Source organism: Oscillibacter sp. UBA6647, assembly GCA_002455655.1.
GTDB lineage: Bacteria > Bacillota > Clostridia > Oscillospirales > Oscillospiraceae > Oscillibacter.
In genome coordinates, this window is sequence record DKLF01000003.1 from 1 (window position 1) to 6,832 (window position 6,832).

The window sequence follows — 6,832 nt, forward strand, 5'->3', positions numbered from 1 at the left end:
CGCGCCCCTCAGGGCGGCTTCAACCGCCCCAACACCAACACCCCTCGTCCGGCGGCTGCCCCCGCGGCCTCCGCTGAACCCAAGAAGGAAGGAGGAGCTGAATAATGCTTCTGCCCAAGAGAGTAAAATACCGTCGTGTGCACCGTGGCCGTATGACCGGCAAGGCATACCGCGGAAACACAATTACCTACGGTCAGTTCGGCCTCCAGGCCATGGAGCCCGGCTGGATCACCAGCAACCAGATTGAGGCGGCCCGTATCGCCATGACCCGTTACACCAAGCGTGGCGGTCAGGTCTGGATCAAGATTTTCCCCGACAAGCCCGTCACCAAGAAGCCCGCCGACACCCGCATGGGTTCCGGTAAAGGTTCCCCCGAGTTTTGGGTTGCAGTTGTGAAGCCCGGCCGTATCATGTTTGAGATTGCCGGCGTTCCCGAAGAAACTGCCCGCGAGGCCCTGCGTCTGGCCAGCCACAAGCTGCCCATCAAGACGAAGCTGGTTATCCGCGAGGCTGCTTCGGAGGCTCAGGAAGCAGGTGAGTAAGATGAAGGCAAGTGAAGTTCGCAAGATGAATGCCGAGCAGCTCAACGAGAAGCTGACCGGCCTGAAGAAGGATCTGTTTTTCCTGCGTATGCAGCACGCCACCAACCAGCTTGACAATCCCCTGAAGATTCGGGAAACCAAGCACGACATTGCCAGAGTCAAAACCGTGTTGCGGGAGCTTCAGGCTTCCGGAAAGCAGTAAGGAGGTAAGTGAACATGAGTGAAATGGTGAGAACTTCCTCCCGGAAGACCAGAATCGGCAAGGTTGTGTCCGACAAGATGGATAAAACCGTGGTCGTGGCTATCGAGGACCGCGTGGCCCATCCCCTGTACAAGAAAATTGTCGGCCGCACCTACAAGCTGAAGGCCCACGACGAGGAAAACGCATGCGGCATCGGTGACAAGGTTAAGGTTATGGAGACCCGCCCTCTCAGCAAGGACAAGCGGTGGCGCGTGGTCGAGATTATTGAAAAAGCGAAGTAAGGAGGTGCCGAGTTATGATCCAACAGGAAAGCTATTTGAAGGTTGCCGATAATACCGGCGCCAAAGAGATCAAGTGCATCCGCGTTCTGGGCGGCTCCACCCGCAAGTTTGGCAACATCGGCGACGTTATTGTGGCGTCCGTCCGCAAGGCCCAGCCGGGTGGCACCGTGAAAAAGGGCGAGGTGGTCAAGGCCGTCATCGTTCGCAGCGCTAAGGGCGTCCGCCGCAACGACGGCACCTATGTCCGCTTCGACGATAACGCTGCCGTCCTCATCAAGGATGACCAGAACCCCAGAGGGACCCGTATCTTTGGGCCGGTTGCACGCGAGCTGCGCGACAAGGATTACATGAAGATCCTGTCCCTGGCTCCCGAAGTGATTTGAGGGGGACGCCTGATATGTCTATGAATATCAAAAAGGGCGACACCGTGGTCGTTCTCTCCGGCAAGGACCGGGGCAAGCAGGGCAAGGTTCTGGGCAGCGTGCCCAAGACCAGCCGGGTCGTGGTGGAGGGCATCAACATGGTGACCTGTCACGTGAAGCCCCGCAAGCAGGGCGAGACTGGCGGCATTGTCAAGCGCGAGGCGGCAATCGCCTCCTGCAAGGTGCAGGTGGTCTGCCCCAAGTGCAGCAAGGGCACCCGCGTTGCCCACAAGATTGAAAACGGCAAGAGCGTTCGCGTGTGCAAGCACTGCGGCGCCGCGCTGTGAGAAAGGGGAGTAGACGAACATGGCAAGACTGAAGGAAAAATACGGCGCCGAAGTCGCTCCCGCGCTCATGAAGCAGTTTGAATACAAGAGCGTCATGCAGATTCCCCGGATCGACAAGGTTGTCGTGAACGTGGGTTGCGGCGAGGCTCGGGAAAACGCCAAGGTTCTTGAGAACGTGGTGGGCGACCTGGCCCAGATTACCGGCCAGAAGCCCATCATCACCAAGGCGCGCAAGTCCATCGCGAACTTCAAGCTCCGTGAGGAAATGCCCATCGGCGCGAAGGTCACTCTCCGCGGCGCAAAGATGTGGGAATTTCTGGACCGGCTGTTCAACGTGGCTCTGCCCCGCGTCCGCGACTTTCAGGGCATCAATCCCAACTCCTTTGACGGCCGGGGCAACTACGCTCTGGGCATTCGGGAGCAGTTGATTTTCCCGGAAGTGGAGTACGATAAGATCGACAAGATCCGCGGCATGGATGTGGTTATCTGCACCACCGCAAAGACCGACGAAGAAGCCCGTGCCCTGCTGGAGCAGGTCGGCGCTCCCTTTGCCAAGTAAGGAAGGAAGAGAAGAATGGCTAAGAAGTCTATGATTTTGAAGCAGCAGGCTCCCGCGAAGTTCTCTTCCCGGAAGTACAACCGCTGCAAGCTCTGTGGCCGCCCCCATGCTTATCTCCGGGACTACGGCGTTTGCCGTATCTGCTTCCGTGAGCTGGCCTACAAGGGCGAGATTCCCGGCGTTCGGAAGGCGTCTTTCTAAGACCCACCGATTTTACTTTTGTAGCTTGGGGCGAAAGCCCTGGTGAAAGGATGGCGAAAGGTCACTGTGAATCGGGCACCACGCGCGAGCGGACTGCTCCATTCATAGTGATACCTCGCTGCCTGAACGGTTTTTCGGAACCGTAACTCTAAAAACAGGAGGATTTATCCATGCATATCACAGATCCGGTTGCGGATATGCTCACCCGCATCCGCAACGCCAACAGCGCAAAGCACGACACCGTTGATGTCCCCGCCTCCAATATGAAGAAGAGCATTGCTCAGATTCTGCTGGACGAGGGCTATATCAAGAACTTCCAGATGGTGGAGGACGGCCTTCAGGGCGTGCTTCATATCACCTTGAAGTACAACGCCGGCAAGGAGAAGGTCATTACAGGTCTTCGCCGTGTCAGCAAGCCAGGCCTGCGCGTCTATGTGGGCGCCGATGAGCTGCCCCGCGTGCTTCGCGGCCTGGGTATCGCGATCATTTCCACGTCAAAGGGCATCATGACCGACAAGAAGGCCCGCGAGGGGCATGTCGGCGGAGAAGTCCTGGCGTTCGTCTGGTAAGGAGGGTACTGAATCATGTCTAGAATCGGCAGAATGCCCATTACCGTCCCCGCCGGCGTCACCGTAAACGTGGCAGAGGGTAATGTGGTCACCGTCAAGGGTCCCAAGGGCGAGCTTGCCCGGGCCCTGCGCCCCGAAATGATCATCAAGCAGGACGGCAACACGATCACCGTGGACCGTCCCTCCGAAGATAAGCAGCACAAGGCCCTGCACGGCCTGACCCGCACCCTGCTCCACAACATGGTGGAGGGCGTCGCCAATGAGTTCACCAAATCGCTGGACGTCAATGGCGTGGGTTACCGTGTGGCCAAGGAGGGCAAGAACCTGGTGATGAACCTGGGTTTCTCCCATCAGGTGATCGTTTCCGAGATCGAGGGCATCACCATTGAGGTCCCCGCTCCCAATAAAATCATCGTGCGCGGCTGCGACAAGCAGGCTGTGGGCCAGTTTGCCGCTGAAATCCGCGAGAAGCGTCCCCCCGAGCCTTATAAGGGCAAGGGTATCAAGTATTCTGACGAGGTCATCCGCCGCAAGGTTGGTAAGACCGGCGCCAAGAAGTAAGGAGGTGTGCCGATATGATTAAGAAGCCGAATACAAATGCTCAGCGCCTGAAGCGTCACAAGAGGGTGCGTGCCAAAATCTCCGGCACCGCCGCTACCCCCCGCCTGAATGTCTTCCGCAGCGAGTCTAACATTTACGCCCAGATTATCGACGATGTGAAGGGCGAGACCTTGGCAGCCGCGTCTTCTTTGGATAAAGAGATCGCCGGTTACGGCGGCAACGCCGCCGCCGCCTCTGCCGTGGGCAAGCTCATTGCAGAGCGGGCCAAGGCAAAGGGGATCGAGAACGTGGTTTTCGACCGCGGCGGTTATCTGTACCATGGCCGTGTGCAGGCACTGGCCGAAGGCGCCCGCGAGGGCGGCCTGAAGTTTTGATCGGAGGAGGTAAACAACATGCCTAGATTTGAAAGAGAGCCCAGCGAATACGCAGAGAAGGTTGTTGCCCTCAACCGAGTTTCTAAAACCGTTAAGGGCGGCCGCGTGATGAAGTTCTCTGCCTTGGTGGTGGTGGGCGACCAGAAGGGAAAGGTCGGCTATGGCTTGGGTAAGGCCGCCGAAGTCCCCGAGGCCATCCGCAAGGGCCTGGAGTCTGCGAAGAAGAACATGATTACCGTGACCCTGGCCGGGTCCACCATTCCCCACGAGGTGATCGGCGCCTCCGGCGCCGGACGCGTGCTGATGAAGCCCGCCGCCCCCGGTACCGGCGTGATTGCCGGCGGTGCGGTCCGCGCTGTGGTGGAAGCTGCCGGAATTAAGGATATTCGTACCAAGTGCCTGCGCTCTAACAATGCCAACAATGTGGTCGCTGCCGCCTTCGAAGGACTACGGTCCATGCGCGGGCCGGAGGAAGTGGCGCGTATCCGGGGCAAGAGCGTCAGCGAGATTGTGGGTTAAGGAGGGGCTTATTATGGCAAACTTGAATATTAAGCTCGTCAAGAGCCTAAACGGTCGTCTGGAAAAGCAGATTCTGACCGCCCATTCTCTGGGCCTGCGCAAAATCGGTGACATCACCGTGCAGCCCGACAACGACCAGACCCGCGGCAAGATCGCCAAGATCGGCTATCTGCTGCAGGTCGCCGAAGTGAAATAAGGAGGCACGGAAACATGAAACTCAACGAACTGTCTCCCGCCGAAGGCTCCGTCCAGCAGCCCTACCGCAAGGGCCGGGGCGCCGGCAGCGGCAACGGCAAGACCGGCGGCCGCGGCCATAAGGGCCAGAAGGCCCGCAGCGGCGGCAAGGTCCGCGTGGGCTTCGAAGGCGGCCAGATGCCTCTGGCGCGCCGCGTTCCCAAGCGCGGATTCAACAACATCTTTGCAAAACCTCTGGAGATTATCAACCTCAGCGCGCTGAATCTGTTTGAAGACGGCGAGACCGTCACGGATCAGGTGTTGCTGGAAAAGGGGATTCTTTCCAAGTGCACCTATGGATTCAAGGTGCTGGGCAACGGCAAGGTCACGAAAAAAGTGACGGTGCAGGCCTCTGCCTTCTCCGCGTCTGCCAAGGAGGCAATCGAGGCAGCTGGCGGAAAGGCCGAGGTGAAGTAACGTGATCGCTACGATTCGCAAAGCATGGGATATTCCCGAGCTGCGGAAGAAGATCATTTTCACTTTGCTGATTTTGCTCATTTTCCGCATCGGTAACGCCATCACCGTTCCCTATGTGGACACGGCCACGCTGTCCAGCTATCTGAACAGCCAGACCACCACCATTTTGGGGCTGTATAACGTGATGAGCGGCGGGGCGTTTGCGCAGGCAACTGTCTTCGCACTGAGCATCCAGCCCTATATCAACAGCTCCATTATCATTCAGTTGCTCACCGTGGCCATCCCCGCTTTGGAGCGGCTGGCCAAGGAGGGCGGCGAGGAAGGCCGGAAGAAGATTCAGTCTATCACCCGGTATGCCACTGTGGCCATTGCCATTTTGCAGGCGTTCGGCTACTATATGATTATGAAGCGCTACGACATCCTTACCGATCAAGGTATCTGGCCCGCACTGGTCATTATCGTGTCCTTCATCGCCGGCTCCTCCTTCGTGATGTGGATGGGTGAGCAGGTCACCGAATTCGGCGTGGGCAACGGCATCTCCATCATCCTGTTCGGGGGTATTCTCTCCCGCGTTCCCAGCATGGTGTCCGGGTTCTACGAGGGCGTGATCACCTGGTCCGGCGTTCGCAGCGGAGCGCTGACGGAGCAGACGCTTCTCGATGCAGGCTACACGGCGACAAACGCAAAGTATATGCTGGAGCAGGCACTCGCTCCCTGGAGCGTGGTTCTGATTCTTGTGGGTATTCTGGCGCTGATTGTGTTCATTGTGTTTATCAACAGCGCTGAGCGCCGCATCCCCGTCCAGTATGCCAAGCGGCAGGTGGGCCGGAAGATGTACGGCGGCCAGACCTCCACTCTTCCCATGAAGGTGAACATGTCGGGCGTGCTGCCCATCATCTTCGCACAGTCTATCGCCTCTCTGCCGGCCACCATTATGGCGTTTACCGGCGTGGGCGAGGAGGGAAGCTTCAGCTACAAGCTTTCTCAGTTCCTTGATACTAAGTCCGTCCTCTATATGGTGGTGTATTTTATCCTGATTATCGGCTTTAGCTATTTCTACTCCACCATTCAGTTCAATCCCGTGGAGATTGCCAACAACCTGAAAAAGCAGGGCGGCTTTATCCCCGGCTTCCGTCCGGGCAAGCCCACGGTAGACTTCATTCGGAAGGTTTTGAACAAGGTGACGCTCTTTGGCGCAATTTATCTGGGCATCGTGGCCATGGTTCCTTTGCTGGCGGGTATGGTGATTAAACACTCCTCTCTGGGCATTGGCGGCACCTCGGTCATCATTATCGTGGGCGTGGCGCTGGAAACGGTGCGCGCGCTGGAGTCTCAGATGCTGATGCGCCAATATAAGGGCTTCTTGGAATAAGAAAGAGGCGAAATGGAATGAAACTGATCCTGTTGGGCGCACCCGGCGCCGGAAAAGGGACACAGGCTGAAATTCTGTGCAAGGAATTTTCCATTCCCACGATTTCAACCGGAAGCATCCTCCGCGCGGCCGTGAAAAACGGCACGCCCACCGGCCTGAAGGCGAAATCCTTCATGGACGCGGGCAAGCTGGTCCCTGATGAGGTCATCATCGGCGTCATCTCGGACCGGCTGGCGGAGCCGGACTGCGCAAACGGCTACATTCTGGACGGGGTGCCCCGCACCATCGCTCA

Annotated in this window: 15 protein-coding genes; all 15 read left to right on the top strand. The window is 58.0% G+C overall.

What is annotated here, in order from left to right; translation table 11 throughout:
- The first annotated feature begins 104 nt into the window (after positions 1–104).
- Positions 105–542: a 50S ribosomal protein L16 gene (gene rplP, locus B2W96_RS00295; protein WP_293007379.1), complete on the top strand. Its 438-nt coding sequence runs from the start codon at positions 105–107 to the stop codon at positions 540–542.
- Between the two features lies 1 nt (position 543).
- The gene (rpmC, locus tag B2W96_RS00300; protein ID WP_293007381.1) at positions 544–744 is read left to right on the top strand and encodes a 50S ribosomal protein L29; all 201 of its coding nucleotides are present in this window, start codon (positions 544–546) and stop codon (positions 742–744) included.
- A gap of 23 nt (positions 745–767) precedes the next feature.
- Positions 768–1,025 (top strand): 30S ribosomal protein S17, encoded by a 258-nt coding sequence (rpsQ, locus tag B2W96_RS00305; RefSeq protein ID WP_041615533.1) that lies wholly within the window; start codon positions 768–770, stop codon positions 1,023–1,025.
- A gap of 14 nt (positions 1,026–1,039) precedes the next feature.
- Complete coding sequence (rplN, locus tag B2W96_RS00310) at positions 1,040–1,408, top strand: 50S ribosomal protein L14 (RefSeq protein WP_040663505.1); 369 nt, start codon at positions 1,040–1,042, stop codon at positions 1,406–1,408.
- A gap of 14 nt (positions 1,409–1,422) precedes the next feature.
- Entirely contained in the window at positions 1,423–1,734 is a 312-nt protein-coding gene (rplX, locus tag B2W96_RS00315) for a 50S ribosomal protein L24 (RefSeq protein WP_293007387.1), read from the top strand.
- Positions 1,735–1,753: 19 nt separating this feature from the next.
- Positions 1,754–2,293, top strand: coding sequence for a 50S ribosomal protein L5 (rplE, locus tag B2W96_RS00320; protein WP_293007389.1), 540 nt, complete (start codon positions 1,754–1,756; stop codon positions 2,291–2,293).
- Between the two features lie 15 nt (positions 2,294–2,308).
- A complete protein-coding gene (locus tag B2W96_RS00325; protein WP_091127912.1) occupies positions 2,309–2,494 on the top strand; it encodes a type Z 30S ribosomal protein S14 in 186 nt (61 codons plus the stop codon).
- A 170-nt stretch (positions 2,495–2,664) separates the two neighbouring features.
- The gene (gene rpsH, locus B2W96_RS00330; protein WP_293007395.1) at positions 2,665–3,063 is read left to right on the top strand and encodes a 30S ribosomal protein S8; all 399 of its coding nucleotides are present in this window, start codon (positions 2,665–2,667) and stop codon (positions 3,061–3,063) included.
- Positions 3,064–3,078: 15 nt separating this feature from the next.
- Complete coding sequence (gene rplF, locus B2W96_RS00335; protein WP_293007397.1) at positions 3,079–3,624, top strand: 50S ribosomal protein L6; 546 nt, start codon at positions 3,079–3,081, stop codon at positions 3,622–3,624.
- Between the two features lie 14 nt (positions 3,625–3,638).
- A complete protein-coding gene (gene rplR / locus B2W96_RS00340) occupies positions 3,639–3,998 on the top strand; it encodes a 50S ribosomal protein L18 (RefSeq protein WP_293007399.1) in 360 nt (119 codons plus the stop codon).
- 18 nt (positions 3,999–4,016) lie between these two features.
- Positions 4,017–4,517: a 30S ribosomal protein S5 gene (rpsE, locus tag B2W96_RS00345; RefSeq protein WP_293007401.1), complete on the top strand. Its 501-nt coding sequence runs from the start codon at positions 4,017–4,019 to the stop codon at positions 4,515–4,517.
- A 13-nt stretch (positions 4,518–4,530) separates the two neighbouring features.
- Complete coding sequence (gene rpmD / locus B2W96_RS00350) at positions 4,531–4,713, top strand: 50S ribosomal protein L30 (protein ID WP_040663522.1); 183 nt, start codon at positions 4,531–4,533, stop codon at positions 4,711–4,713.
- 14 nt (positions 4,714–4,727) lie between these two features.
- Positions 4,728–5,168 carry a 50S ribosomal protein L15 gene (gene rplO, locus B2W96_RS00355; RefSeq protein ID WP_293007404.1) on the top strand — a complete coding sequence of 147 codons (441 nt, stop codon included), beginning with the start codon at positions 4,728–4,730 and terminating at the stop codon, positions 5,166–5,168.
- A gap of 1 nt (position 5,169) precedes the next feature.
- Entirely contained in the window at positions 5,170–6,540 is a 1,371-nt protein-coding gene (secY, locus tag B2W96_RS00360) for a preprotein translocase subunit SecY (protein WP_293007406.1), read from the top strand.
- Between the two features lie 17 nt (positions 6,541–6,557).
- On the top strand, positions 6,558–6,832 hold a 275-nt coding region (locus B2W96_RS00365), incomplete at its 3' end, for an adenylate kinase family protein (RefSeq protein WP_293007408.1).

Bases quoted from the DNA above. Each gene is read 5' to 3' on its own strand.
- rplE (WP_293007389.1), top strand. From the start codon at position 1,754: ATGGCAAGACTGAAGGAAAAATACGGCGCCGAAGTCGCTCCCGCGCTC.
- rpsQ (WP_041615533.1), top strand. From the start codon at position 768: ATGGTGAGAACTTCCTCCCGGAAGACCAGAATCGGCAAGGTTGTGTCC.
- rpsH (WP_293007395.1), top strand. From the start codon at position 2,665: ATGCATATCACAGATCCGGTTGCGGATATGCTCACCCGCATCCGCAAC.
- rplO (WP_293007404.1), top strand. From the start codon at position 4,728: ATGAAACTCAACGAACTGTCTCCCGCCGAAGGCTCCGTCCAGCAGCCC.
- rpmD (WP_040663522.1), top strand. From the start codon at position 4,531: ATGGCAAACTTGAATATTAAGCTCGTCAAGAGCCTAAACGGTCGTCTG.
- rplX (WP_293007387.1), top strand. From the start codon at position 1,423: ATGTCTATGAATATCAAAAAGGGCGACACCGTGGTCGTTCTCTCCGGC.
- rpmC (WP_293007381.1), top strand. From the start codon at position 544: ATGAAGGCAAGTGAAGTTCGCAAGATGAATGCCGAGCAGCTCAACGAG.
- rplF (WP_293007397.1), top strand. From the start codon at position 3,079: ATGTCTAGAATCGGCAGAATGCCCATTACCGTCCCCGCCGGCGTCACC.
- rplP (WP_293007379.1), top strand. From the start codon at position 105: ATGCTTCTGCCCAAGAGAGTAAAATACCGTCGTGTGCACCGTGGCCGT.
- rplN (WP_040663505.1), top strand. From the start codon at position 1,040: ATGATCCAACAGGAAAGCTATTTGAAGGTTGCCGATAATACCGGCGCC.
- rpsE (WP_293007401.1), top strand. From the start codon at position 4,017: ATGCCTAGATTTGAAAGAGAGCCCAGCGAATACGCAGAGAAGGTTGTT.
- B2W96_RS00325 (WP_091127912.1), top strand. From the start codon at position 2,309: ATGGCTAAGAAGTCTATGATTTTGAAGCAGCAGGCTCCCGCGAAGTTC.
- rplR (WP_293007399.1), top strand. From the start codon at position 3,639: ATGATTAAGAAGCCGAATACAAATGCTCAGCGCCTGAAGCGTCACAAG.